This window comes from Bifidobacterium anseris (assembly GCF_002860345.1).
GTDB lineage: Bacteria > Actinomycetota > Actinomycetes > Actinomycetales > Bifidobacteriaceae > Bifidobacterium > Bifidobacterium anseris.
Genome location: NZ_NMYC01000005.1, coordinates 78,010 through 103,652, shown reverse-complemented (window position 1 = coordinate 103,652; position 25,643 = coordinate 78,010). Strand labels below are relative to the sequence as shown.

At 61.7% G+C, this 25,643-nt stretch carries 19 protein-coding genes, 2 tRNA genes and 2 pseudogenes; 9 read left to right on the top strand and 14 right to left on the bottom strand.

Annotated features, from left to right (window positions below; genetic code table 11):
• Window positions 1-4 precede the first annotated feature (4 nt).
• Together CGZ88_RS05595 and CGZ88_RS05590 are read right to left on the bottom strand one after the other, a co-directional pair.
• A complete protein-coding gene (locus CGZ88_RS05595) occupies window positions 5-664 on the bottom strand; it encodes a nitroreductase family protein (RefSeq protein ID WP_243390087.1) in 660 nt (219 codons plus the stop codon).
• Window positions 665-673: 9 nt separating this feature from the next.
• Window positions 674-1,111 carry a MarR family winged helix-turn-helix transcriptional regulator gene (locus CGZ88_RS05590; RefSeq protein WP_051198516.1) on the bottom strand — a complete coding sequence of 146 codons (438 nt, stop codon included), beginning with the start codon at window positions 1,109-1,111 and terminating at the stop codon, window positions 674-676.
• A gap of 689 nt (window positions 1,112-1,800) precedes the next feature.
• Here CGZ88_RS05590 and CGZ88_RS08970 point away from each other — a divergent pair.
• Window positions 1,801-1,959: a hypothetical protein gene (locus CGZ88_RS08970; RefSeq protein ID WP_165778723.1), complete on the top strand. Its 159-nt coding sequence runs from the start codon at window positions 1,801-1,803 to the stop codon at window positions 1,957-1,959.
• 12 nt (window positions 1,960-1,971) lie between these two features.
• Window positions 1,972-2,832 (top strand): phosphotransferase enzyme family protein, encoded by an 861-nt coding sequence (locus CGZ88_RS05585; protein WP_101671328.1) that lies wholly within the window; start codon window positions 1,972-1,974, stop codon window positions 2,830-2,832.
• Window positions 2,833-2,868: 36 nt separating this feature from the next.
• Here the strand turns inward: CGZ88_RS05585 and CGZ88_RS05580 are convergent, their stop codons facing one another.
• A complete protein-coding gene (locus CGZ88_RS05580; protein WP_034523596.1) occupies window positions 2,869-3,462 on the bottom strand; it encodes an NADPH-dependent FMN reductase in 594 nt (197 codons plus the stop codon).
• Between the two features lie 657 nt (window positions 3,463-4,119).
• Here CGZ88_RS05580 and CGZ88_RS05575 point away from each other — a divergent pair.
• Complete coding sequence (locus CGZ88_RS05575; RefSeq protein ID WP_026644918.1) at window positions 4,120-4,872, top strand: MerR family transcriptional regulator; 753 nt, start codon at window positions 4,120-4,122, stop codon at window positions 4,870-4,872.
• A gap of 3 nt (window positions 4,873-4,875) precedes the next feature.
• Here CGZ88_RS05575 and CGZ88_RS05570 read toward each other — a convergent pair whose 3' ends face one another.
• Window positions 4,876-5,625: a M48 family metallopeptidase gene (locus CGZ88_RS05570; RefSeq protein ID WP_101671327.1), complete on the bottom strand. Its 750-nt coding sequence runs from the start codon at window positions 5,623-5,625 to the stop codon at window positions 4,876-4,878.
• A 158-nt stretch (window positions 5,626-5,783) separates the two neighbouring features.
• On the opposite strand from CGZ88_RS05570, the gene CGZ88_RS05565 reads away from it, so the two are divergent.
• Window positions 5,784-5,857, top strand: a tRNA-Ile gene (locus CGZ88_RS05565).
• Window positions 5,858-5,889: 32 nt separating this feature from the next.
• Window positions 5,890-5,962: transfer RNA gene (locus tag CGZ88_RS05560), tRNA-Ala, on the top strand.
• A gap of 126 nt (window positions 5,963-6,088) precedes the next feature.
• On the opposite strand, the gene CGZ88_RS05555 is transcribed toward CGZ88_RS05560, so the two are convergent.
• The 5 genes and pseudogenes from CGZ88_RS05555 to CGZ88_RS09250 all read right to left on the bottom strand — a co-directional run.
• On the bottom strand, window positions 6,089-6,889 hold the full coding sequence (locus CGZ88_RS05555) for a transglutaminase family protein (RefSeq protein WP_101671326.1): 801 nt from the start codon (window positions 6,887-6,889) through the stop codon (window positions 6,089-6,091).
• A 15-nt stretch (window positions 6,890-6,904) separates the two neighbouring features.
• Window positions 6,905-9,055, bottom strand: a complete 2,151-nt coding sequence (locus tag CGZ88_RS05550) for a circularly permuted type 2 ATP-grasp protein (RefSeq protein WP_051198522.1) — start codon at window positions 9,053-9,055, stop codon at window positions 6,905-6,907.
• A 241-nt stretch (window positions 9,056-9,296) separates the two neighbouring features.
• Window positions 9,297-9,704, bottom strand: a complete 408-nt coding sequence (locus CGZ88_RS05545) for an ester cyclase (RefSeq protein ID WP_034523597.1) — start codon at window positions 9,702-9,704, stop codon at window positions 9,297-9,299.
• Window positions 9,705-9,714: 10 nt separating this feature from the next.
• Window positions 9,715-10,875 carry a hypothetical protein gene (locus CGZ88_RS05540; RefSeq protein WP_231371408.1) on the bottom strand — a complete coding sequence of 387 codons (1,161 nt, stop codon included), beginning with the start codon at window positions 10,873-10,875 and terminating at the stop codon, window positions 9,715-9,717.
• 60 nt (window positions 10,876-10,935) lie between these two features.
• Window positions 10,936-11,019: pseudogene (locus CGZ88_RS09250) on the bottom strand (zinc ribbon domain-containing protein); the annotation flags it as partial.
• A 442-nt stretch (window positions 11,020-11,461) separates the two neighbouring features.
• Here CGZ88_RS09250 and CGZ88_RS05535 point away from each other — a divergent pair.
• Window positions 11,462-13,684, top strand: a complete 2,223-nt coding sequence (locus CGZ88_RS05535) for a DUF2207 domain-containing protein (protein WP_165778722.1) — start codon at window positions 11,462-11,464, stop codon at window positions 13,682-13,684.
• 231 nt (window positions 13,685-13,915) lie between these two features.
• Here CGZ88_RS05535 and mscL read toward each other — a convergent pair whose 3' ends face one another.
• Window positions 13,916-14,404: a large conductance mechanosensitive channel protein MscL gene (mscL, locus tag CGZ88_RS05530; protein WP_026644924.1), complete on the bottom strand. Its 489-nt coding sequence runs from the start codon at window positions 14,402-14,404 to the stop codon at window positions 13,916-13,918.
• Between the two features lie 475 nt (window positions 14,405-14,879).
• Here mscL and CGZ88_RS05525 point away from each other — a divergent pair, with 475 nt between their 5' ends.
• The 3 genes from CGZ88_RS05525 (at window position 14,880) to trhA (ending at window position 18,644) form a co-directional block, all read left to right on the top strand.
• Window positions 14,880-16,172: an MFS transporter gene (locus CGZ88_RS05525; protein WP_101671323.1), complete on the top strand. Its 1,293-nt coding sequence runs from the start codon at window positions 14,880-14,882 to the stop codon at window positions 16,170-16,172.
• A gap of 160 nt (window positions 16,173-16,332) precedes the next feature.
• Window positions 16,333-17,679 (top strand): NADP-specific glutamate dehydrogenase, encoded by a 1,347-nt coding sequence (gdhA, locus tag CGZ88_RS05520; protein WP_101671322.1) that lies wholly within the window; start codon window positions 16,333-16,335, stop codon window positions 17,677-17,679.
• Between the two features lie 119 nt (window positions 17,680-17,798).
• Window positions 17,799-18,644 carry a PAQR family membrane homeostasis protein TrhA gene (gene trhA / locus CGZ88_RS05515; RefSeq protein WP_026644927.1) on the top strand — a complete coding sequence of 282 codons (846 nt, stop codon included), beginning with the start codon at window positions 17,799-17,801 and terminating at the stop codon, window positions 18,642-18,644.
• A 540-nt stretch (window positions 18,645-19,184) separates the two neighbouring features.
• Here trhA and CGZ88_RS09130 read toward each other — a convergent pair.
• The 4 genes and pseudogenes from CGZ88_RS09130 to gyrB all read right to left on the bottom strand — a co-directional run.
• Window positions 19,185-19,580, bottom strand: a pseudogene (locus tag CGZ88_RS09130) (VanZ family protein); the annotation flags it as partial.
• A 407-nt stretch (window positions 19,581-19,987) separates the two neighbouring features.
• Window positions 19,988-20,473, bottom strand: a complete 486-nt coding sequence (locus tag CGZ88_RS05505; RefSeq protein WP_051198558.1) for a DUF3566 domain-containing protein — start codon at window positions 20,471-20,473, stop codon at window positions 19,988-19,990.
• Window positions 20,474-20,626: 153 nt separating this feature from the next.
• Complete coding sequence (gene gyrA / locus CGZ88_RS05500) at window positions 20,627-23,374, bottom strand: DNA gyrase subunit A (RefSeq protein ID WP_026644929.1); 2,748 nt, start codon at window positions 23,372-23,374, stop codon at window positions 20,627-20,629.
• A gap of 92 nt (window positions 23,375-23,466) precedes the next feature.
• Complete coding sequence (gyrB, locus tag CGZ88_RS05495) at window positions 23,467-25,518, bottom strand: DNA topoisomerase (ATP-hydrolyzing) subunit B (RefSeq protein ID WP_423734418.1); 2,052 nt, start codon at window positions 25,516-25,518, stop codon at window positions 23,467-23,469.
• Between the last annotated feature and the right edge of the window lie 125 nt (window positions 25,519-25,643).

The following is a 25,643-nucleotide window of genomic DNA, read 5'->3' as shown; positions in this document are numbered from 1 at the left end:
GGCCTCACTGCACCCATGTGAAGTGCTGGGCACCTGCTCCAAGTTCAAAGTGGTATTTCACCAATCCTTTGTTCACTCCGGCAAAGATGCTCTCCTCGCATGTGATGGAGACGTCATGCCCTGTGCCGGTGATGAAGAAATCCTGCTTGTCAAGCGCCGTAGGCGCGAAGAGCGCCGCCTTGACGCCATCAGTGAACCATTGCGGAGCCGGGCCGTCATACGAACTCACCTGCGCGGGTGTCTTTGTTTTGTGGGGCGTGCCTTGTGTCGCCCCGTACCCGACGACCACAACGCCGACGGGTTTGGCGCCTCCCACCTCCCGCTGCACGGTTTTGCGGCTGAACGTGCCACCGACCCACCATGTGTTGAGTCCGAGGGTCTGGGCATATAGCATGAGATCCGCGCCGGCGTATCCCAGACGCTCGTCGGCGCCGTCGGGTCCCGCCATGATGAAGAAATTGTTGACGTCTTTCGCCAACAGCAGCTTGATCGCCATCGGAATCGCACTGCCGTTGTCTGTCATGAGTTTGATGGACAGCCCATATGCTTCGTTGTTCTTCTGTACGCGTTCTTCCAATTTCGCCACGATATCCGCAGGAATGGGTTTGTCGAGATATTTACGGACCATGTGACGTTCACTCATCGCTTGTTGCATATCCATCATGGAATCCTTTCATTCATTGGCTTGTGTGGCATTGAGCTGTTTCGCACGTTCGGCCATGTGGGCAAGACGGCGCTCGAGGAAGGAGACCTCCTCGTCCGTCATCCCTTGCGTCACGTACGCGTCCCACTCGTCTCGAAGTCCACGGATGGTTGGTTCCAGGGCTTTCGCCTGAGGGGTGAGCCATATCCGCTTGGAGCGGCGATCGTCCATCTGTGTCCGACGCAATACGAGGTTTTTCGATTCCAGTTTCCTCACGATGCGCGCCGTAGCCGCCTTGTTGACCGCGAGCACCGCCGAGAGCCGCTCCTGTGTCAGGCCGTCCTCCTCGTACAGTGGCGCGAGATACATCAGTTCCGATGCGGTCATGTTGGCTTCCCGTATATGACGGCCGAGGAAAACATTCAACTGCCGCATCAGCACGACCACACTGGGTCCGATCAGCTCCATCACAATCCTTCCGTCACCATCCACGATACACGGATTAGTTGATATATCAACTAATATAGTGGCACTATCCCACTCAACTCATCGACTCATGGATATTTCCGCGTATTGACAACGTTCTTTGAGGATGCGTCACCGGTTTTCCAAGATAGGCGCGTCTATATTGGAGACGTCAGCTCACGGGATACGCGAACTGGGATAACTGAATATCTCCTTTTTCTTTCTCTCTACAGTGTTCGGCTGGGGCTGCGACTACGCAGCCCCAGCTTTCTCTGTTGTGCGGTGCGATGAACGCTCGTTGAGCGGTGCGAGGAGCGCGTCAATGTATCGATATGACAATCCACAATCGCCATCCCGTGTCACAATCGACCTTCACAATCCGCCATTCAGCGCTAAAATCGACGTTCAGCACACGCCATTCCGTGCAACCGTGTTGCTTGCATACCACTCCCGCGCTGCGGTACGGTGGGAGGTGCCGTAGCGTACCGCAGCGCGACAAAGTCAGAAGCCGCTGGTGTCATCCCCTTCACTCGCGTCGGCACCGAATACGCCCTGCTCCCCGAGCAACTCGAACACGCCGGAGATCGCGTCAGTCTGCCGCCGTACATGAGCGGGCTGCTGTAGCAACTGCGACAGCTCGCACGGTCAACCGCATCGCAGTATGTAGAGCAGTATGTAGAAAGGAGCAGTCCATGATGTCACGCAAGGAGACCTTGGGAGTTCTCGGGCATTGGGGATTGGCGGATGAACCAATCACTGACATTCACCCCAAGGGCAGTGGAGAGGAAGAAGCCAGGGCCTTTTACGTCGGCGATGATTGTGTCCTGAAGTGTTCCGGAAACCTCGATTAGGTCAAAAATGCCGTGGCGCTCTACGAGGCACTGCACAGTGCCGACAAATGCGTGTCCCCAATCATCAGGACAACAGATGGCCGCGCATATGTACAGGACAGCGGACTGTTCTTCTATATGACCCAGAGAATCTTTGGTGCGCAATTGTCGGTTCAGGATTTTTACGAAGGGGATCACGCCACCAAAGCACGGATCCTCGGTGAGGCCATTGGAAAACTGCACCACGCTTTACGTCAAGTGACGGCGTCCGTGAACGATGTGAACCCGTACGAATCGGTGAAAGACTGGGCGTTGCCGACAATGAAACGCGTCCTTCCGCTTCCCGAATCATTCTGTCAGAAGTATTTGCATACATTTGGGGAATTGTATGATCATCTGCCCAAACAGATCATCCACGGTGACCCGAATCCATCGAATATCATCGTCTCGCACGACGAATGGAGTTTTATCGATTTCGAACTGTCGAAGAGCAGCCTGCGCATGTACGACCCCTGTTACGCAGCCCTCGCCATTCTCAGCGAAAGCTTTGACCCGAACGATGATGCCGCACTCTCGACATGGCTGAACATATACAGAAATATCATAAGCGGCTATGACGATGTGATGCGACTCACCGACAAGGAACGCATCGCGCTTCCTTATGTGATCGTGGCGGAACAGCTGACCAGTACGGCATGGTTCTCGGAACAGAGCGGATACACGAAACTGTTCGAGACCAACAAGCGCATAGCCGAATGGCTCATCTCCGTTTTCGACGAATTGGGATTCGACAGGATTCCGGATTCAGCAACTGTACACATCACCCTCAATCCGGCTTCTAGGCGTATTGGTGCTGCAAATCATTGGAATTCCAGCGGTCCACAACACCAATAACCATGCAGGCGCGCGTGTCGGTGAAATACAGTCGGACTACTGCTCGGCGACCATACCGATCAACGCGTCGGCCTGGTGTTCAATCGACGTGCGCGCGGCGTCGTCGAGTTCGAGGGTGTTGCTGACGAACATCTCACGGCTCAACGCGACACCGGTGAACGTGGCCGGCGCGAAACGCATCTTCATGAACTCAAGGACCGGCAGCAGTGTTGCGAAGCTGTCGCGCACGCAATTCGCGCCACCGGCGCCGCTCATCGTCATCGTCTTGCCGAACAGCGGCGACGGCGAACCATCCTCAGCCGGACGCGACAGCCAATCGAGCAGATTCTTGAGCGGACCGGGCATCCCGTGGTTATATTCGGGAGTCACGATCCACAACGCGTCGGCACCCGCGACCGCGGCGCGCGCGGAGGTCACCGACTCCGGATTCGGGAACTCCTCATCCTGATTGAACACGGGCACGTCATGCCAATCAAGGAAAATCACGTTCGCACGTCCCGCGAGCGCATGCGCGGCGAACTGCGTGAGTTGTTTGTTGAACGACTGTTTGCGCAGCGAACCGACGATCATCAATACCGTCGGCAGACTGCCGTCATGTTCCGCGATGCGCGCTTCGTTGGCTGGTTCCATGGTTCGTTCCTTTCGTGGAATCGGATTAGTGATGTACCTGTTCCAACAGATTGCGTGCACCGACGCATCCGCGTCTCGCGATGGGCTGAGCGCAGTGGGCATATGTACGGATGTTGTCGTGCGTGGTGTGCGTGGCGTCACGCAGTGCCGTCGTTGCGCCGATGTCGTGTCTCTCCTTGCGCTCGTACGGGTTCACAAATCGGCAATCGGTGCTGTCAGACGATTTGTGAACTGCTGCGCCGCGGACGCTCACGGCACATGTGCGCAAAACGATTACGTATGCGCACATGTGTGCCGAATGATGATGCCTGTGTGCGCAAATGTGCGGTTCTCACAGCGCGCGCGGCACAGCATCCGTACGTGCAGGTCACAAATCAACGATTCGATCGAACTATCGATATATGAACGACGGTGTCCTGTGACGCCACCGCCCGCCCACGAACGAGACTATCACCAACCTATGCCATTCACACTGTCACATCACTATCATTCACACTGTCATATCACTATCACTGTGATGGTGTGATGATAGTGATGTGACAGTGTGATGATAGCGACACCACAATACTCATCCACTTTTTCTTAAATCCGGTTACTCGACACGCCGTTCATGTTGACCTTCACATCATGTCAGGCCGTAGCGTACGAATCATGCGAATGAGTGAACAACGGACGATCGGCGAGACGTCGGCGCTGTGCGCGGTGAGCGTACGGATGCTGCGGCATTGGGAATCGACGGGACTGCTCCGGCCGAGCCGAGACGGCAACGGATACAGGTTGTACAGCGAAGACGACATCGCACGCATCCGTCGTATCCGTCTGTACCGTGACCTCGGACTCACGACGGAGCAGATCCGCGCGGCACTCGACGGTCCAACCACGACAACGCTCGCATTGATGCGCGACCAACGGGCGCGCATCAGCGACCATATCGCACAACTGCAGCTGATGTTGCAGGACATTGATGAACTCAGCGCATACGCACACAACACGAACAAGGATGAGCATATGAACGACCCATATATCAACGAAGCACACGAACGTTGGGGAGACAGCGCACAGTGGATGGAGTACGCGGAATACCGCACCCGTATGAACGACGCGCAGCAGCAAGCGGACCGCGACGCGATGCAGACAGTCGAACATGAACTCGCGCGGGCGATGCGCGACGGCGTCGAACCAGGCAGCGACACCGCGAACGAACTCGCGTTGCGGCACAGGGAATCACTCACGTGGTACCACGTGACGCCGTCGATGCACGTGTGTCTTGCGCAGATGTACACCGCGGATCCGCGGTTCCGCGCACATTACGACGCAATCGAACCTGGACTCACGGAATGGTTGCGCGCGGTCATCGAAGCACAGGCCGCCACGGAGGGTGTGGACGTCGAGCACGCGCGTTGGGAGTAGTGTTCAGCTGCGCGTCTGGGGTACTTCGAAGATCGTACAGCGGTTGAGCTCGCGACGCAGCTCCTTCCACTCGGGCAACGCGTCACTCATTCTCGCTTGGAAGCCGGCGCCATGACCATGCTCCCACAGATGCGTCATCTCATGGACGAGCACGTATTCGAGGAACTTCGGATCCATCAATCCGAGCTGCAGATTCAGGCGGATTCGCGATGTCTTCGGCGTGCATGACCCCCATCGTGACGTCATCGCACGCACGGTGATCTTCGACGGCGAACGTCCGATGATCGGCGTCCACTTCTCCACAAGCGCCGGAATCCGCTGTTCGATCGAGCGCCGCGCCTTCTCGACGTACTGTTCGTTCCACGTGAAACCCGCTGCTGAGTTTTCGGCGTCGGTTTCACGCGCTGCGGAGACTTCGGCGCCGGCGGCGGCGATCGACGGCGACGGCACCGACGGATCCACATCCGCCGACGCGAAGGTGCGCGAACGCGCGACCGCCATCTTGTGCAACGCATCATCGATCCACTCGCGGCGGTCGCGCACGAAATCGATGATCGTCCGTTCGGACATGCGCGCGGGGGCGGTCACTTCGACGGCGCCATACGGTGGCTTAATACGCAGATACATGTTGCGGTTGTTCTTGCGCAGCACCGTCACCTGCAGCCCGTCGACATTGAGCGTCTCACGCGAGATCAGCGCACGCCGCGACGGTGCGGAGAACGAGCGGGCACGAGGCATTCCACGAAAAGACATACGAGCATTATCAACATGCATTCGGACATATGTTCGAATGTGCACCGAAGGTCAGACGGCGCGTAGCGCGAGCGACGACACGCCGAACGGCGGTCAATTTGCACAAGTACACCTTGAAGTGTATTCTCTTTATCTGTTGCGTCTAGCGCAATCGGATCGGGCCCGTAGCTCAGGTGGTTAGAGCGCATCCCTGATAAGGATGAGGTCGGAGGTTCAAGTCCTCCCGGGCCCACGTGGGGAGCATTCTCACGTGTTCCCCCGTTCGGGGCTATAGCGCAGCTGGTAGCGCATCTGCTTTGCAAGCAGAGGGTCCCCGGTTCGAACCCGGGTAGCTCCACTCACGACAACCGTTGAAAACACTGGGTTTTCAGCGGTTTTTCTGTTTTATCCGGCAGCAGCGGGGCCTGTTCGGGCAGCCGCCCGCAACAGCGCAAGCATCGCACTCACGCTGCGCACAGCCGCCCTACACGAGACTCTCATGCACGGACGCGTTCACCCACTGGGTCTGCGCCACATTGTCGCCGGAGAAGACGCCGATGTCGAGCATGCAGTCGCGGTAATCACGGCCATGCGCAATGGTGATGTAATTGTCGTCGACCATACGGTTATGTGTGGGGTCCAGACCGATCCAACGGCGGTCGCGATACACCTCGACCCACGCATGCGTCGCCCCTTCCCCGTCGAGCAATCCCGCGATATAACGAGCGGCGATGCCAAGGTCGCGGCATACGGCGAGCATCACATGCGCATAGTCCTGGCAGACGCCCTTGCGTTGCGCGAACGCCTCTTCGGCGGTCGTCTGCACTGTGGTGGATCCGGGAGTGTAGTCGAACGACCGATACACCTCATCCATGATGACACTTGCACGGTCCAGCTCATCGGTGCCATCCCCCAATGCATCGATTCGGGTGCGGCAGCGCACAATCAGCGCTTCGATCGCCGGCCCCGGCTTCGTCAACGCGGACGGGAACCGATACAACGGCTTGAACGGCTCCTCCTTGATGTTCGCATTGTCCACGAACGCGATGCCGGTCACACGATAGCCGAACTCGCTGTGTGCCTGCGGCATGTAGCCGGTCATGACGAGCGAACCGAAGGAATCGATCGTCGACTCGAGCTCCACCTGCGGCTCCATCTGCACATCGACGTCGATGACCTGCTGACGAGGGCCGGTCACCGGGGCGCAACGCAACTGGAAACGGTGCTCGGTCACCGGCGCGCTGAACGTCAGTTTCATCTCATACGCAAAGGTCAGTTTCTTCACGCGACACACCTTATATCATGCACACAGATGCTCAGTCGAATCGGTCCGCAGACCAGACAGCATCGCGGCCAGAGCCTCGGAAATCGGCGCATAGCCGCGCACCAAGGTCTGTTCGATGAGCCACACCAAACCAGATTCAAGGCATTCTGGCATCTGCAGACCATCCAGCACCTGCACATAGGTGGTCATCTTACGCAGCGGCGCGTCAAGCTCCTGCGTCGAAAGCCCGAAACGCGTATACAGATCCACCCGTTCCAGATACTTGCCGAGGAACAGCAACGCCTTGAGCGGCGCGTCGATCTGCGAATCCTCGATACCGCCCCAGAAGGACAGGATGAGGTCGGCTATGTCGCGATGATCATACAAATCGTCGGCATGCGAGGAATGCGCGGCGGCCTCGTCGATTCCACCCATCGCCAGCTCGATGTACTGCAACAGCCGCGAGCCGAGCTCGGGACGCAGCGGCACCGCGTTCGTGAATGCACAGCGGATGGCGGAGCGAATCGAGTCGGGATTCTCGCCGTCATACAGGAACGACGTGATGAACGTATCGAAATCAGCGAAATCCTGCGGAAGGTCGAGCGCGCTGGCGAACGGGCGGAACGCATCGACGTCGGTGTCCATGACACGGTCATAGAACGGCAGGAACGTGTTCAACGTCGTGAACACGCGCTCGCTGTAACGGCCGAGCCAATAGAGGTTCTCCACTTTCGACTTCGTGATGAGCGCGCTCGAATGCGCGGCGGATTGCGCGGACGCGCGGACACTGGCCGGCTTGATCAGTTCGACGTGCGGCGACGTGTCGTATTCCACGCCGGTGTCCTTCGCGAGCACCCATGTGTCCTTGAATCCGCCGCCCTGCGACGAGTTGACGATCATCTGCCCCGGCACGGACGAGTAACGGGTGAGACCGGAATACCAAACATGCGTGTTCTGCCCCGTGAGTACGAATGCGCGCAAATCGCATTTCCTGGGCGTGCGCTCGCCCGTGTCGGGATCGATGACATCGATGTCCTTGAACTGGATGACTTCCTGCGCGATGAAACGGCGCGGCTCCTCGGCGATCTTAGCGGCGAGGTCGCGACGCTGTTCGCGGTCGAGCGACGAACCGAACACGACGCCGTAGCCGCCTGCCTCGGCGACGTCCTTGACGACGAGCTCGCCAAGTCTGTCCATGATTTCCTTGCGATCTTGTTCGAACAGCGGCATATAGGTAGGCGCGTTGTTGAGCAATGGCTCCTCATGCAGGTAATAGCGGATCATCTGCGGTACGAAATAATAAATCGCCTTGTCATCGGCCACGCCGTTGCCCGGCGCGTTCACGATGGCCACATTGCCGGCGCGGTAGGCGCTCAGCAGCCCTGGCACGCCAATCACCGAATCCGGGTTGAACGCGAAGGGGTCGAGGAACTCGTCAGACAGACGTCGGTACAGGACGCCGACGCGGTGGCGACGGCCGGCGTAATCAAGGAAGAACAGCCGGTTGTCGACGACCTCGAGGTCTTCGGGGAACACGAGCGTGGCACCGGTCTTCTCGGCGAGATATGCGTGTTCGAAGAACGCCGAGTTGTAACGGCCCGGCGACAGGACGACGGCCATGCCTTCGGTCGAGACGAAATCCATCGATTTGCGCAACAGCCGCGGATAGTCCCGGTTGTCGCGCACGCGCACGTCACGGAACAATCGCGGCGTGGTGCGGCGCTCGATATCACGGGCGAACAGCGGATAACTGGCGCCGGAGGGGATGCGCAGATTATCCTCGAGCACCCACCAAGCGCCGTCCTCTCCCTGTACGAGATCCTCGCCGGCGATGTGCGCGAAGACGCCGCCGGGAGGCGTCACGCCGTTGACCTGCGGGAAATACCCGGAGCAGGTGTAGACGAATTCCTCGGGAATGATGCCGTCGCGCACGATGCGCTTGTCCGAATAGATGTCGCGCAGATAGGCGTTGAGCGCGTTCACGCGTTGCTTGAGACCGGCTTCGAGCTGATCGAACTCATCGGAGCCGAGGATGCGCGGGATCGGATCGTAAGGGAAGAGCTGATCCTGGTATTCACCGTTCTTGTAGATGCCGAACCGCACGCCGTTGCGCGCCAGTTCGCGATTGAGCGCGTCGCGCCTGTTGACGAGTTCGTCCGCCAATTGCTGTGCCGCTGAAATGACCATGTCCTTCTCCCATCCATTCCATATTTATGCATGTACATGCCCTCTGTATGGATTATCGCGTCCTGTAACAGTGCTGCATTCCGGTATAGGAAGAAGAAATTACCTGTAACCATTGGTTTTGTTACGGTTATGCTTCGCCGCCATGGACGTCTGCACGAGCTAGAACGCACACATCGCTATTCTGTGAGCGATACCCAACGCGCGGATGCCGCCCAGCGACCCCGGCATCGACGACCGTCGTCTACTCGGTGAGCATCGCGACGATCTGCGCTTCGGGCCAATATCCCCACGACTCCACAATCTTCCCGTCGATGACGCGGAAGTTCTCGAGCGCCTCGAACGCAATCCGGCGTCCGGTCGGCGCAACCCTGCAGCATTCGCCTATCTGATAGCCCTCATACCGGATGCGCGTGGACACCATCGCACCGTCTGCGAACACGTCCTCAAATGTCAACTGCAAATCGTTGAACATACCCTCGACGATGCGCAGAATCCCCACAGCGTCCGCGTTGCTGCGCGCTCCAGCCGGACTGTGATCCACATAGTCCTGCGCCACGAGATCCATCACACGGTCATAATCATGATCGATGTATCCCGCCGTGAAGAACTCGCGCACCACCGTCGCCGCCGTTGTTTCGTCCACCGCCATATATCCATCCTTACCTGTCGGCACCACCATGCGTGTACGGCGCCGACAGCGTCGGTGACGTCTCCTCCAGAATCGAATCGCATGAGGCATGGTTGGTCTCCGGATAGGTGAACTCGATCGTGCTGATGGCCTTCTCCCCGATGATCTCCCTCACATAATGCACGTCGCCATCCTGCGCCCACGTGGCGATCATGACGTCGCCTTTGATGAGGCTGTAGCTGACGTCATAATTGTTCTTGTACATCGCGAGCTGCTGCTGCGGCGTCGTATCCAGGACATTGTGCATCGCGCTGACGGTGATGCGCATGTCCAGATCCTTGTTCACGAACGTCCGTCCGGCGCCGTTATCCGGTGCGGGCGTCACGATTGCGAAATCCTCGGGGATCTGTGCGCTGAATCCGTAGCGCGCGTTGATGTATTCCCGCTTGCCGCCCTTCGGGTAGGACAGCCAATCACCGTCGATGTTCTCGCCGTTGGCACGTGCTGACGAATTCGTCGATTCCTGATCATCGTTTGTCCGCTGCGCCTTGCGCGCCTCCTCTTCGGCCGCCTGCTGCTCCTGCTGGCGTTTTTCCTCGGCGGCCGCATCGGCGGCTTGCTCATCGGCCTTCTGCTGCGCCTTGCGCGACGCTTTCACCGCCTCGACTGCCTGGGCGACAGCCTGCGCGTCCTTGCGCTGTGCGTCGGCACGCGAACGCGCCTGCTGCGTCACGTAGTCGAGCACATCCTTATGTGCATCCGTTGCGCAGGTCAAACCGTTTTTGTCGCCGGAGAGTTTGCGATAACGGTCGATTGCACCCTTGAGTTCCGTGACTGTATCCTCATCGGCCACATCATCCGCCGACAACGTTTCCAATTGTTGCGCCTCATCGACTTCCTGCTGCGCGGCCGCGTACTGATCTTCGAGTTCCTGCACAGCGGCGGTACAGGATTCTCGCGCCTGCGTCAATTCCGATTGGTGCCGACGATTCCAGATGAAGCCTCCAACCGCACCGATGACGATGACGACGGCCGCGACGATTGCCGTGATGATGACGGCCTTTCCGGCGCCATGCGCATGCCGGTCATCATGAGACGGTTCAGGCTGCGGTGCCGGAGCCGGCACATTCACGACCGGCGGCGCGGACGGCGCAGGCGGCACCGACGGCACGAAGGTCGCCGTCTCGTCCATGGCGGACATCATGCCCGTCGCAACCCGCGTTTGATCCGGCATCGGCGCAGTCTCAAGCGGCATCCCACAGTTCGGGCAGATCGCGGCATCCGCCGCCACATTCATGCCGCAATTCGGGCACGATCCCCATTCCCGCTGCACCATCGTTGTCCCCTTTCCTATCGGTTCGTCGCCATCTCACCACGATGCCCACTGCTCCTTCCCGCCAATATACCGCCGTTTCACCCCGCCAAGCGTCCGATATTCCACTACCGGCCATCCGTCTTCGTCCCGTTTCATCGACCAACTCGACATTTTCCCCCGCAGGCAGGTCTGTCCGCGTCCCAGCCCATCGGCACTATCGACAAACCAACCCGCAAAAGACCCCTTTTCCGACCCAATCCATCGAACCGCCCGACGAACCGACCCATACCCCAATGCGGGCGTCTCTCCCCCTCCCCCCACACACAACGGCATTCTCAGGAGATGGACTTGCCGCCCCGCTCCGCTCCTCCCCTATGCCACAATCTTCATCATTTACAGCACCGAACGTTCGCACAAGCAGAAGCCGGGCATGCATAACCCAAGAAAGGCGCCGGCAACCATCATGAGCACCAGCACAGTCAAATCCCCACGGTCATGCAAGCGCAACCTTCTGCTGGCCGTTGTCACGACGATCATCACCGCCCTCCTCCTCGGCTTCGCCGGTACGATCCTCATCGCCGGCATCGCGAACAGCGGCCGTGACGCGCGCATGGCCTACCGCACACTCGACTACGACGTGACCGTGGAGGACGACGGCAGTCTGCGCATCACGGAAACGGTTGACGTGCGGCTGGACAAGCAGAAGAACCACAAGCCGTGGCGTCAGATCTACCAACGCTACACGCTCGACTCCAACCAGCTGACCGGCATCAGCGGCATCGCGGTCGAAAGCCTCGACACCGGCGACATCTACACCGAGGGCGACATTGTGCAGCCGAAGGACGTGCGCCGCGCACACAACTGGAACAGCGAGCACGCCGGCACCTGGTACATCGCGAACGTCGAGAATCCGAAGTCGAAACAGTCACCGCTGACCTCATACACATCGATCACACCTACCGACAACGTGGCCGATCCGCATAAGCAGACGGTGGAGGTCGGTTGGAACATCCCAGAGACGAAGCGCGCATCTAGTCTGCGATTCCGCGTCGAGATGACCTTCGACAACGTCGCGACCTCCTACAGCGACGTCACGAAGTTCCAATGGGAGCCCGCGTCGAAGGAGAACTCGGTGCCAATCGGCACGCTCACGGCGCGCGTGCACTACCCGCAGCCGCTCGATGCCGACGATTCGTGGGCGTGGCTGCATTTCGAGGGTCCCGAATCGTCGATCAGCCGCATCGACGATGGTTTCGAGTTCGGCGCGCACGACGTCCGCTCGCGCATGTACGTCGACTATCTGAGCATGACCGCGAACGATGTCACGCCGTACGTCATGCGCATGGCGGACACGGCGACGAAGGATGCGACGATCGCCGCCGAAGCGCAGGCGCGCGCCGACTGGGACAGCAAACGCACATGCGACGCGCGGCTCACGATCGCCGGCATCGCCATCGGCGCCGCGCTGTGGCTCGTCTGTGTCGTCGCCGAGTTCATCCAATGCGCACGCATCCTGCGCGGCATCCGCTACCGCGGCCCGATCGAATACTGGCGCGCCGCGCCGTCGCTCAACCCGGGTGCCGCGGCACGGCTGTACAACATCGTCATCGATTACGGCAACGGCGAGGCCGCGACGGCGCCGGCGATGGCTGCCACGCTGATGTCGCTCGTCAACAAACGCATCGTCGCCGTCTTCCCCGGCAAAATCGCGCTGTACAACGGCGAGGACGGGCAACCGCCGCTCGATCTGACGAGGACGACGCCGCCGATGGCGATGGCGAGGCTCAGTATGCTCGACGACGATCGCCGACGCAAAGCGATGAAACAGTGCACGTTCGTGCTGCTGCCCGCCGCCTTCGACGAGCGTGATCCTCACACGGCGCGCCTGTGCGCGTCGGAGCGCGCGCTGCTCGACATCCTGTTGGAGATCGGCGAACGCTCACAGTCGAATGTCTTCGACACGAGGCAGATAAACAAGACGGTGCGCAAATGGAAGCAGGCGAGCAAGCGCTTCAAGCAGTTCACGCAGACGTGCCGGGGCGAGCTGCAGCATGCGCATGCCGTGCAGGTGTCCGACCGCGCGCTGCATTGGTGGGGCGCCGGCGCGATCGCGTCGCTGCTGCTCGGCTGCGTGCTGCTGTGCTTCGGCGTCGGCGAGATCGTGCTCACCGGCATCGTCGCCTGCGTGGCGTTGACGCTGACATTGTTCCCGATGATCCGCGCGCCGAAGTACACGATCGACCCGCAGGGCGAAGAGATCGTCGGACAGGTGGAGGGATTGGCGCGCTATCTGCTCGATTTCAGCCATTTCGAGGCCCGCACGATGCTTGACGTGACGCTGTGGGGCGAATATCTCGTCTATGCGACGGCTTTCGGCATTTCGAAGGACGTCGTCGCGCAGTTCGCGAGCGCCGCCGTCGAGCTGCGTGACGCCGCATGGCTCGACGCGCACGCCGACATGGCGCCGGTCCTCTACTGGTCGATGTGTTCGACGACGTCCGGCTCCGCGTTCACGAATGATGGCGGCGCGAGCGTCGGCGGCGCGTCGTTCTTCGATTTCGGTTCGCAGATGGGTTCCAATTTCTCGTCGATGATGTCTGCGGCCTCGGGCGGCGGATCGTCGTCGGGCAGTGGTTTTGGCGGTGGCACAGGCGGCGCCGGCAGCGGTTCGTTCGGCGGCCGCTGATGGTGACCGCCGCCGCGCACGGGATTCTTCGCGTCCAGTGGGACGCAGAACCGGATTCATGGTGCGGTGGCGCATGCGGGGAGATCTCCTACCCCGCATGTGACCTCTACCTATTGCGCGTATTCCCTGTCTGTCTCTATGCCCGATTACGACATGGGCAGGCGTCCGGATTCGGGACGCCTGCCCAAGCAATGCGGTCGTATATGCAACCGGTACGGCGAAATGCGGCTGCTACTTGGTTTCGGGGGCTGCCGTGACTGTGGCGGCGTTGCCGGTGTTCTGCTGGGCGGCGAGCGAATCGCGGATCTGCTGCAGCAGGATGACGGTCTGCTCGTCGGGGCTCAGGTCGGGTTCGGCGGCGGCGACGTCCTCGTCCTTGTCGCCCTTGACCTTCGCCATCGCCTTCTCGCTCATGTCACGCAGCTTGTTGATCGGCACGACGATGCAGAAGTAGACGGCGATGGCGATGATCAGGAAGTTGAGCAGCGCGTTGAGCACGGAGCCGAAGGAGATGACCGAGTTCTCTCCGGCCCAGTTCGTGATCGTCCAGTTCCACGTCTTGCTCAGGTCCGGCTTGCCGAAGATGGCGGCGACGAGCGGATTGATGATGCTGTCGACGAGCGCGTTGACGACGCCCGTGACCGCGGCGCCCATGACGACGCCGACCGCCATGTCGACCATATTGCCTCGCGCAATGAATTTCTTGAATCCGTCCAACATGATGCTGACTCCTTTTTCAGTGTTCCGACGGGTGATGGCCAGCCATCCGTCGGTGCCCCTCCGCCTCATGGCATGGAGAAGGGCGGAAATCGGCGCAATGACGACCACGTACTGTCATAGTAAGCGACTCGATTACGGGAACATGTCCATATCGTCGGAATTGCCGCCGACTTCCGCGTTGCGCGCATTGTCGCCGATGTGCGCAACAATCCCGGATTCATGAATCCGCCGGCGCCCGATCATGCAACGGCGACGGCCGTGTCAGGCGCATCGCGAACAGCGCGGTCTCCGACCCTGCCCGCGCGCCTACAATGGCGACGCCGCCATGTACGACGCCACCGACTCGACTGGGGCACCGGGTTCATCATCGCGATCGGTCGCGCATATCCCCATGCATAGCACGGCGGCGACCCCGGATCCGCGCGGTTTGACGTCCATCGGACATCCATCGGACGTCCATCGAAAGGAAGCTTCCATGTCCCATGCATCCAAACACGCCGACGAACGACGCAACAAACGGAGGTTGTCGATGAGCGGGCGCACACCGACCAACGGATATACGCGTCGCGACGGCGACGGCCGCAAGGAGCGTCTGATCACGCGCGATGTGGTGCTCATCATGGCGGCCACGTTCTTCTTCATGACGGCGAGCATGATGAGCGGCCCAATCATCGCCGGCTTCGCGCACACGCTCGGCGCGAACGGCGCATTGATGGGATTCATCGCCGGTGCATTGTCGCTGGCCGCGCTGTTCTGCCGCCCGGTCGCCGGACATCTGTCCGACCGTACGAGCAAACGCGTGCTCGCGGTCGTCGGCGGCGCACTGTACCTGATCACGAACGTCTGGTACGCGTATGCGTCGAATCCGGCGTCGCTGCTCGCCGCACGCATCGTCAACGGCGTCGGTTTCGCCTGCATCTCGGTGTGCCTGTCGACGTGGCTGTCGACGTTGCTGCCGTTGTCTCGCATGGGCGCCGGCATGGGATTGTACGGGACGATGAACGCGTTGGCGCAGGCCTTCGGCCCCGATCTGGGCATCCGCATCTCGAAGGCAGTGAGCTACCGCGCCGCGTTCCTGACGGCGTCGACGATGGCGGTGCTCGTCGTCGTCTGCGTGCTGTGCATCAGGGACTCCGGCCGCCCGTACGCCGCACGCGCCGCGCGACCGGCGGACGACGGCCGCCGTCCGCGGCTGAGCGCGCTTTTCGAACCGAAGGTGATCCCGATCGCGCTGATCTTCATGATGTTCGGCATCCCCTACTTCGCGAACCAGTCATTCATCGTCGATTATGCAGCCCGCATGCAGGTGCCGTTCGGCGTCTCCGTGTTCTTCCCGATCTACGCGCTCGTGCTGCTCGCCGTCCGCATCGTGCTGCGCAACTGGTTCGACACGAAATCCTTCCGGTTCTTCCTGACGCTGTGCACGGTCGGCGACGTCGTGATGCTGCTGTCGCTCGCCCACCTGCGCAGTTTCTGGATGCTCGCGTTGGCGGCCGTCATGACGGCCGGCGGCTACGGGCTGATGAGCTCGGTCACGCAGGCGAAGGCGGTGCTCATCGCCGGCAAGGCGCGCAGCGGCATGGCGAACACGACCTACTACGCCGGCATCGATCTGGGCATGTTCCTCGGTCCGCTCATCGGCGGTCTGCTGTTCAGCGGCGTCCCGATCGCCTGGTTCTATCCCGCGCTGCTCGTCACGATGCCGGTCGCGTGGGCGATCTATCTGCCGTTCCGCCGCACAATCGACGGCGCGACCTCGCGGGAGTGATCGCGACGGCGAACACTGTGTCCATCGCGGCTGTGATGCTCGCGGCGATATCCACGGCGGCGAAATCACCTTCCAAAACATGAAACATGCTTGTGTACGCGTTTTCGCTGTCTTTAGAATGATGCTGTTTTGTCCGTATCCGACAGCAGAAAGAGGAACAATGCTCACCGATGAGTATGTGAAGCGCGTCTACGCCAAGGTCGAAGAGCGCGACCCCGACCAGAAGGAGTTCCTGCAGGCCGTGCAGGAAGTGTTCGAGAGCATCGAACCGGTCTTCGCGAAGCACCCGGAGTACGAGGCGGCAGGCGTCCTGCAGCGTTTCGTTGAGCCGGAGCGCCTCGTCAAGTTCCGTGTGCCCTGGGTCGACGACAACGGCGACGTGCAGGTCAACCGCGGCTACCGCGTCCAGTTCAACTCGGCGATCGGCCCGTACAAGGGCGGCCTGCGCTTCCATCCGACTGTCACCGAGAGCGTCATCAAGTTCCTCGGCTTCGAGCAGATCCTGAAGAACTCGCTGACCGGTCTGCCGATGGGCGGCGGCAAGGGCGGCGCGGACTTCGATCCGAAGGGCCGCTCCGACGCGGAGGTCATGCGCTTCTGCCAGGCCTTCATGACCGAGCTGCAGCGCCATATCGGCCAGTTCACCGACGTGCCGGCCGGCGACATCAACGTCGGCGCCCGTGAGGTCGGCTACCTCTTCGGCCAGTACAAGCGTCTGCGCAACGAGTTCACCGGCGTGCTCACCGGCAAGGGCCTCGAGTTCGGCGGCTCGCTCGCCCGCACCGAGGCGACCGGCTACGGCCTGTGCTACTACACGCAGGAAGCGCTGCGCGTGCTGCGCAACGACTCCTTCGAAGGCAAGACCGTCGCCGTCTCCGGCTCCGGCAACGTCGCGATCTTCGCGATCGAGAAGGCCACCGAACTTGGCGCGAAGGTCGTCACCTGCTCCGATTCGAACGGCTACATCTACGATCCGAAGGGCATCGACCTCGACGTCGTCAAGGACATCAAGCTCTGCCACCGCGGCCGCATCAAGGAGTACGCCGACCGCGTCGCCGGCTCCGAATACCACGAGGGCTGCAGCGGCGTGTGGACCGTCAAGTGCGACATCGCGCTGCCGTGCGCGACGCAGAACGAGATCGACGGCAACTCGGCTCAGACACTCGTCGACAACGGCTGCACCGTCGTGTGCGAAGGCGCGAACATGCCGTCGACGCCGGACGCGATCGCCGTCTACCAGAAGAACCACGTGCTCTACGGCCCGGCCAAGGCGTCGAACGCCGGCGGCGTGGCCGTCTCCGGTCTGGAGATGAGCCAGAACTCGTACCGCCTGTCGTGGACCTTCGAAGAGGTCGACGAGCGCCTCAAGGACATCATGAAGAACATCGTGTCCGAGTCGCTCGACGCGGCGAAGGAGTACGGCCATGACGGCGACCTGATGTTCGGCGCGAACATCGCCGGCTTCGTCAAGGTCGCCGACGCGATGGTCGCTCAGGGCATCTTCTAAGCCCGCCGGCGCCGCGTCGTATCAATACGCGAGCCACCCGCATGCGCGGTCGTTCCCCGTCAGAAGAACGACCGCGCGTTTTTTCATGCTCTTCCCGTGCGCGACCCTATGCTAGAGGCATGGCCGGCGAGAACAGCAGAAAACGGAAGAATCAGGTACGGGCGATTTCTCAGAGCCATCGCCCCATCTACAACATCCCACGCACGGAAAACGAGGAGCCGCGCAAGCCGAAGAAGGCGGTCACGGCGAAGAAACTCAACGAGCAGAAACAGCGCACCGCATGGTTCCGCGACTGGAGCGAACGCCAGCAGATCCTGCGCGCGAAGCCGAAACTGCGCGGATGGCTGCACCTGATCGCGTTCCCGTTCTCGATCGCCACATCGGTCATCCTCATCTGCCTCGCCCCGGCGGGATGGATGAAGGTCGGCATCAGCATCTACGGCGCGACCGTCATGCTGCTGTTCGGTGTGAGCGCGACGCTGCACCTCGGGCATGGGCACTTCCCGAAGCTCGTCGACACCGTCCTCGTACGCATCGACTATTCGAACATCTTCCTCGTGATCGCCGGCACCTGCACGCCGTTCCTGTTCGCGCTCAACAACAAGCCGATCTGCTGGACGTACATGGGCATCCTATGGGTGACGGCGGTCGTCGGCACCGTCGTGCACCTGCTGTACCCGGAGGGGCTTGACTGGCTGTTCACGATCATCTACTGCATTCTGGGACTGTCACCGCTGTCGATCATCTACTTCTTCTGGGTTTCGCCGTACATCGGCCCGGTGCCGACGATTCTCGTCATCTGCGGCGGCGCCTGCTACATCATCGGTGCCGTGTTCTTCGCGTTGCGCAAGCCCAACCCCTTCCCGCGTTGGTTCGGATACCACGAGCTGTTCCATCTGGGGACAATCGGCGGATACGTGTGCCACGTCATCGCGCTGTTCATGGTCGTGCTGCAGATGCGCTGAAGTCGTGACTGCGTCGCCCGGCACGAGATCCCACGGCATGCGGTGCACGAAGATCCACCAGAGCACGAGCGCGGCCGTCAGATACCAGAACCAGCGGTCGGCACCGGTGTTGAGCAGTACGAACCAGGTGCCGAGCACGAGCATGCGGACGGCGTAGAACAGGATGCGCCGCCAGCCGGTGCGCGGCATCGTCTCGATCGTCATGCGCGTGTAGGCGGCGCCGAGCGTGCGGCCGTCGTGACGCCATGGACGCCACAGCTCAAAGATCAGGAACAGGATGCCGGCGAGGATGCCGGGCACCCAGCGCACGCCGTCGGTCGTGATGAGCAACGCGCCGATTGCGTAATGCGTGCTGTCGAGCGTGACCGCGCACTTGTAGAACACGTAGGTGAGCAGCAGCACGAGCGCGTAGAGGATGACGTCCATGATGATGACGTCGATCGCGAGCGCGACGGCGCGGTGCACGAATCCGGGATGCGTGTTGATGCCTTCGATCTGCTTCGTGCGTTTCGGCACGAGCTTCGTGTAGAGGACGGCGAGTGCGTAGCCGAGCATCGCGCCGATTGTGTTCGTCAGCATGTCGTCGACGTCGAAGTAGCGGTAGGCACAGGGGTAGAGGCCCCAGATGCCGGTGAGCTGCGTCGTTTCGATGAAGATCGAGCAGGCGAGGCCGGTGCCGGCGGTCTGCCAGAACTTCCAGCCGGCCCAGCGGCCGAGCATGAAGCCGAGCGGTATGAACAGCACGACGTTCATGACGAGCTGCAGCACGCCGGACAGACCGCTTTGCGCGTCCTGGATGAAGCGCAGCAGGTCAAGCTGCGGGCCCAGATGATGGGTGAGGCAGTAGGCGGTCGGGTCGTCGGGCATCGGATACATCGTGAACGCGAGCAGGCCGAGCGCGTAGAGCACGGCGACGTAGGCGGTGAAGGCGCTCATGAAGCTCAATCGATGGTTGCGGTGATAGATGACCGCGACGATCGGCAACGTCAGCAGGAACGACACGAACGGCCACAGCATGACGGCGAGCATGAACGACTGGCTGAAATACCCGAGATATCTGAACACGGTCTTGAGTTTACCGGCTGCCGCGACGCCGCAGCATGGTCCGTATGGATGATTTTCCGTCCGCGATCGCTTCCGCCACATTGTGCACCGCCGACGTTCGCGAAGACGATGTTTTGCGAACGCTACAGCCGCACGCTGCACCCGAACCGATCGCGAGGGCATATGTCCGCGAACGCGACCGCCGCAATCCACACCCGAACCAGTCGCAACGATAGAAGAAAAGGCGGCCTGCGGACGATTACCGTCCACAGGTCGCCTTCGCAGCGAATTTCGGAGGATCAGTCGTCGCCGAGCGTCACATGAACGCCTCCGACGAGCGAGCAGACGACGTTGTACAGCAGCGCGAAGATCGTGACGAGGATCGTGACGAGCACGATTTCGACGATTGAGAAGATCGTGACGCCGCTGAGAATCGTCGGCAGCGAGAAGACGTTCGCGAGATTGATGCCGCCCGCATCGAGGCCGGCCGACGAGACGATCTGCGTAACCTGGTCGAAGACGCCGACGACCTTGAGCAGCGACCACAGCAGCGCGACGGCGATGATCTGGATGAGCGCGCCGGCGATCGACAGCATGAACGTGACCTTCGCGACCGACCACGCGTCCAGATGCGTCAGCGACAGCTTCATGCGGCGCGCACCCGGCTTCTTGCGACGCTTGATCGGGCGGACCGGCTTGTTTTCCTCGGGACGATCCTTGTCCGCGATCAGCGGGGTGTTCGAGGCGGAACGGGCGACGCGCGGCGCATGCTTGTCATGCGTCATCGAAGCGGTCGTATGCTCCAGTGGATTGGCCTCGCGGGGGTCGCTCATGCTCTGCTCCTTGAAATGCTCATGGCTTTGAGGTTGAGATTACCAACGTTCGGGGACGTGCCCACGGCGCACATGGCCGTGGGCACGTCCCTTCACGGACGATGGTCACTCGGCGTCGCCGTCGCCGTCGCCGGTGCGTTCGATCGCCGCCGAATCCTCTTCGATGACCGGCGTCGGCTGGTCGCCGTCGGCGCGGACTTCGAAGACCGGCTCACCTTCGGCCGGCTGCACGCTCGTGCTGCCGGACGCGGAATCGGTCGTCACGGTGTCGCCGTCGGCGTCGTCCTCGGTTTCGGCATTGCGCGCAATCGAGACGATCTCGTCGTCCTTGTCCGGCTTCGCGAAGGTGACGCCCTGCGTCGTGCGGCCGGTGCGCTTGACCTCGGCCACGTCGGAGCGGATGACCTTGCCGGACTTCATGATCGCCATGATCTGGTCCTCTTCGGACACGACGAGCGCGCCGATGAGGAAGCCGCGGCCCTCAACGAGCTGCACGGCCTTGACGCCGTAGCCGTTGCGGCCCTGCAGACGGTATTCGCCCAGCTGCGTGCGCTTCGCGAAGCCCTCGTTCGTCACGACGAAGAGATCCTTGTCGGTGTCTCCCCACACGACGTCCATCGCGAGCAACTCGTCGCCGTCGCGGAACTTCATGCCCTGCACGCCGGCGGTCTGGCGGCCCATCGGGCGCAGCTGCTCGTCGTCGGCGCGGAACTTGAGGCTCATGCCGTGCTTCGAGACGAGAATGATGTCATCCTCGGCGTTGCACAGGTTCGCGCCGATCAGCTCGTCGCTCGTCTCGCCGTCCTCGTTCTGCATCAGACGCACGGCGATGAGGCCGCCCTGACGCGGCGAATCGTATTCGGACAGCCGCGTCTTCTTGACCTTGCCGGAGCGCGTCGCGAGCACGAGGTACTTTGCGACCTCGTAGTTCGGGATCGACAGCACGGTCTGGATCTGCTCGTCGGGTTCGAACTGCAGCAGGTTCGCGACATGCTGGCCCTTGGAGTCGCGCGAGCCTTCCGGCAGCTCGTACGCCTTGCAGCGGTAGACGCGTCCTTTGTTCGTGAAGAACAGCAGCCAGTTGTGCGTGCTCGTCAGGAAGAAGTGGTCGACGACGTCGTCCTCGCGCAGCTTGGCGCCCTTGATGCCCTTGCCGCCGCGGTGCTGCGCACGGTATTCGTCGGCCTTCGTGCGCTTGATGAATCCGGCGTGCGTCACGGTGACGACGACGTTCTCCTCGGCGATCAGGTCCTCGACGTTCATCTCGCCGGAGAACGGCAGGATCTTCGTACGGCGGTCGTCGCCGTACTTGGCGACGATCTCGTCGAGTTCGTCGCCGACGATCTTGCGCTGGCGTTCCGGCTTCGCGAGGATGTCCGCGTAGTCGGCAATCTTGCGCATCAGCTCATCGTGCTCGTCGAGGATCTTCTGACGTTCGAGCGCGGCGAGACGACGCAGCTGCATCGCGAGGATCGCGTCGGCCTGCACGTCGTCCACGTCGAGCAGGTTCATCAGGCCGGTGCGCGCGATTTCGACGGTCGCCGACGAACGGATCAGCTGGATGACCTCGTCGATCATGTCGAGCGCCTTGAGGTAGCCCTGCAGGATGTGGTCGCGTTCCTCGGCCTCGCGCTTGAGGTAGGCGGTGCGACGCGCGATGACGTCGAGCTGGTGGGCGACCCAGTGGCGGATGAAGGCGTCGAGGCTCAGCGTGCGCGGCACGCCGTCGACGAGCGCGAGCATGTTCGCGCCGAAGGTCTGCTGCAGCTGCGAATGCTTGTACAGGTTGTTGAGCACGACCTTCGGGACGGCGTCGCGCTTGAGCACAAGCACGAGACGCTGGCCGGTGCGGCCCGAGGTCTCGTCGCGCATGTCGGCGATGCCCTGAATCTTGCCGTCGCGCACGGCCTCGCGGATCGAGACGACGAGACGGTCCGGGTTGACCTGATACGGCAGCTCGGTGACGACGAGGCACATGCGGCCGTGGATCTCCTCGGTGTTGACGACGGCGCGCATCGTAATCAGGCCGCGGCCGGTGCGGTAGGCCTGTTCGATGCCCTTGTGGCCGAGGATCGTCGCGCCGGTCGGGAAGTCCGGTCCCTTGATGCGCGCGATGAGCGCGTCGAGCAGCTCCTCGCGGCTCGCTTCGGGATGGTCGAGCGCCCAGTGCACGCCGTCCGCGACCTCGCGCATGTTGTGCGGGGGGATGTTCGTCGCCATGCCGACGGCGATGCCGGAGGAGCCGTTGACGAGCAGGTTCGGGAAGCGCGCGGGCAGCACGGTCGGCTCCTGCGTCTTGCCGTCGTAGTTCGGCACGAAATCGACGGTGTCCTTGTCGATGTCGCGCACCATCTCCATCGCAAGCGGCGCCATGCGGCATTCGGTGTAACGCATTGCAGCGGCCGGATCGTCGCCAGGGGAGCCGAAGTTGCCCTGGCCGTCGACGAGCAGATAGCGCATCGACCACGACTGCGCCATGCGCACGAGCGTGTCGTAGATCGCCGAATCGCCGTGCGGATGGTATTTGCCCATGACGTCGCCGACGACGCGCGAGCACTTGTTGTAGCCACGGTCGGGGCGGTAGCCGCCGTCGTACATCGCGTAGACGACGCGGCGGTGCACCGGCTTCATGCCGTCGCGCACGTCGGGCAGCGCGCGTTCGACGATGACGGACAGCGCATAGGAGAGATACGACTGGCGCATCTCCTCCTGCAGGTCGACCGGCTGCACGCGCGTGCCGACCATCAGGCCGTAATCGGTGTTGTCCGCTTCCTGCGGGCTCAGCGGCTCCATCGAGCCGGAGAGATTGTTGAGCTCGTCATCCGAGCCGTTGTTGGTGGGTTCGTCTGCCACTTTGTTTCCTTTGCCTTCACCGCGTCTGGGCGGTCACGTCTTGTTGCGGGTGCCTGACTCGTAGGGGACTGCTGTAGGGGTTGCAAGTCCGATCAGGCGTCGATCCAGCGGGCGTTGTGCGCGTTGCGCTGGATGAACAGACGGCGTGGTTCGACCTCGTCGCCCATCAGCATCGAGAAGGTCTCGTCGGCCTGCAGCGCATCCTCGATATGCACTTGCTTGAGCACACGGTTCTCCGGATCCATCGTCGTCTCCCACAGCTCTTGGTAGCTCATCTCGCCGAGGCCCTTGTATCGCTGGATGCCTTCGCCCTTCGGTAGCTGGCGGCCGTTTTCGCGGCCCTCCGCAAGCACGCGGTCGCGTTCGGCGTCGGTGTACACGAAGTCGTGCGGTCCCTTCGTCCACTTGATGCGATACAGCGGCGGCATCGCCACGTAGACATAGCCGGCGTTGATCATTGGACGCATGTAGCGGAAGAACAGCGTCAGGTTGAGCGTCGCGATGTGCGCGCCGTCGACGTCGGCGTCGGCCATGATGATGACCTTGTGGTAGCGCACCTTGTCGAGGTCGAAGTCGTCGCCGTAGCCGCCGCCGATTGCCGTGATGAGCGATTCAATCGTGTCCGACTTCATCATGCGGTCGAGGCTCGCGCGCTCGGTGTTGAGAATCTTGCCGCGCAGCGGCAGAATCGCCTGCGTGTTCGGGTTGCGTCCCTGGATCGCCGAGCCGCCTGCCGAATCACCCTCGACGATGAACAGCTCGCACTCGCTCGGGTCGTTTGACTGGCAGTCCTTGAGCTTGTCCGGCATGCCCGCCGATTCGAAGATCGATTTGCGGCGCGTGTTCTCGCGCGCCTTCTTCGCGGCCATGCGCGCGCGGGACGCCTCGATCGCCTTCTGGATGATGTTCTTCGCCTCGTTCGGATGGGCGTCGAACCAGTCGCCGAGCCGGTCGTTCATGATGCGCTGCACGAAGGTCTTCGCCTCGGAATTGCCGAGCTTCGTCTTCGTCTGGCCTTCGAACTGCGGGTTCGTGAGCTTGACCGAGACGACGGCCGTCAGGCCTTCGCGCACGTCGTCGCCGGAGAGATTCTCGTCCTTGTCTTTGAGGATGTTCTTCTCGCGCGCGTAGCGGTTGACCATGCTCGTGAGCGCCGCGCGGAATCCTTCCTCGTGCGTGCCTCCCTCGGTCGTCGCAATCGTGTTCGCGAAGGTGTGCACCGACTCCGAATAGGCAGTCGTCCACTGCATCGCGATCTCGGCGGAGACGCCAATAGAGAGGTCCTCGGCCTCGATGTCGATGACGTCCGGCTCGATCGGCTGCGCCTTGCGCATCTTCACCATGTACGCGACGTAGTCCTTGATGCCGTTCGCGTACTGGTAGGTGACGCTCTGGTGCAGTTCGTCGCTCGCGTCGCTTTCACCGGTGACCTCGTCGCCGGTCGGCTCGGTCTCGCGCATGTCGGTTAGCGACAGCTTGAGTCCTTTATTGAGGAAGGCCATCTGCTGGAAGCGCGCGCGCAGCGTCTCGAAGTCGTAGATCGTCGTCTCGAAGATCTTCGGATCCGGCCAGAACGTGACCGACGTGCCGGTGGATTCGCCGTCCTCCATCGCGCGTCCACGCTCGAGCGGCGCCGTCGGACGCTGGTTGATGTAGGTCTGCGTCCAGTAGTAGCCCTGGCGGCGCACTTCGATGTCGACGCGCGTCGAAAGCGCGTTGACGACCGAGATGCCGACGCCGTGCAGACCGCCGGAGACCGCGTAGCCGCCGCCGCCGAACTTGCCGCCCGCGTGCAGCTTCGTCATGACCGTTTCGACGCCGGAGACGCCTTCGCCGGGGACTTCGTCGACCGGGATGCCTCGGCCGTCGTCGACGACGCGGATGCCGTTGTCCGGCAGGATCGTCACCTCGATGTGCGTCGCGTAGCCGGCGAGCGCCTCGTCGACCGAGTTGTCGACGATTTCGTAGACGAGATGGTGCAGGCCGCGCGGACCCGTCGAGCCGATGTACATGCCCGGACGGATGCGGACCGCCTCAAGGCCTTCGAGGACACGCAGGTCGCTAGCGTCGTAATGTTCGGGGGAGAGGGTGTCGTCCAGCTGGCCGTCGATGACCTGACCGTCGTCGTTCGAGGATGCGTCCACCGCATCAGCCGTGAGATCTGCCACAGAGTATCCTTTCTGTGCTCGTCGCGAGGGTGTTTTCGCGATGCGATATGCCCTATAACACGAATAAAACGCCTTTGTAGGCGCTTGAGTACACTACTAGA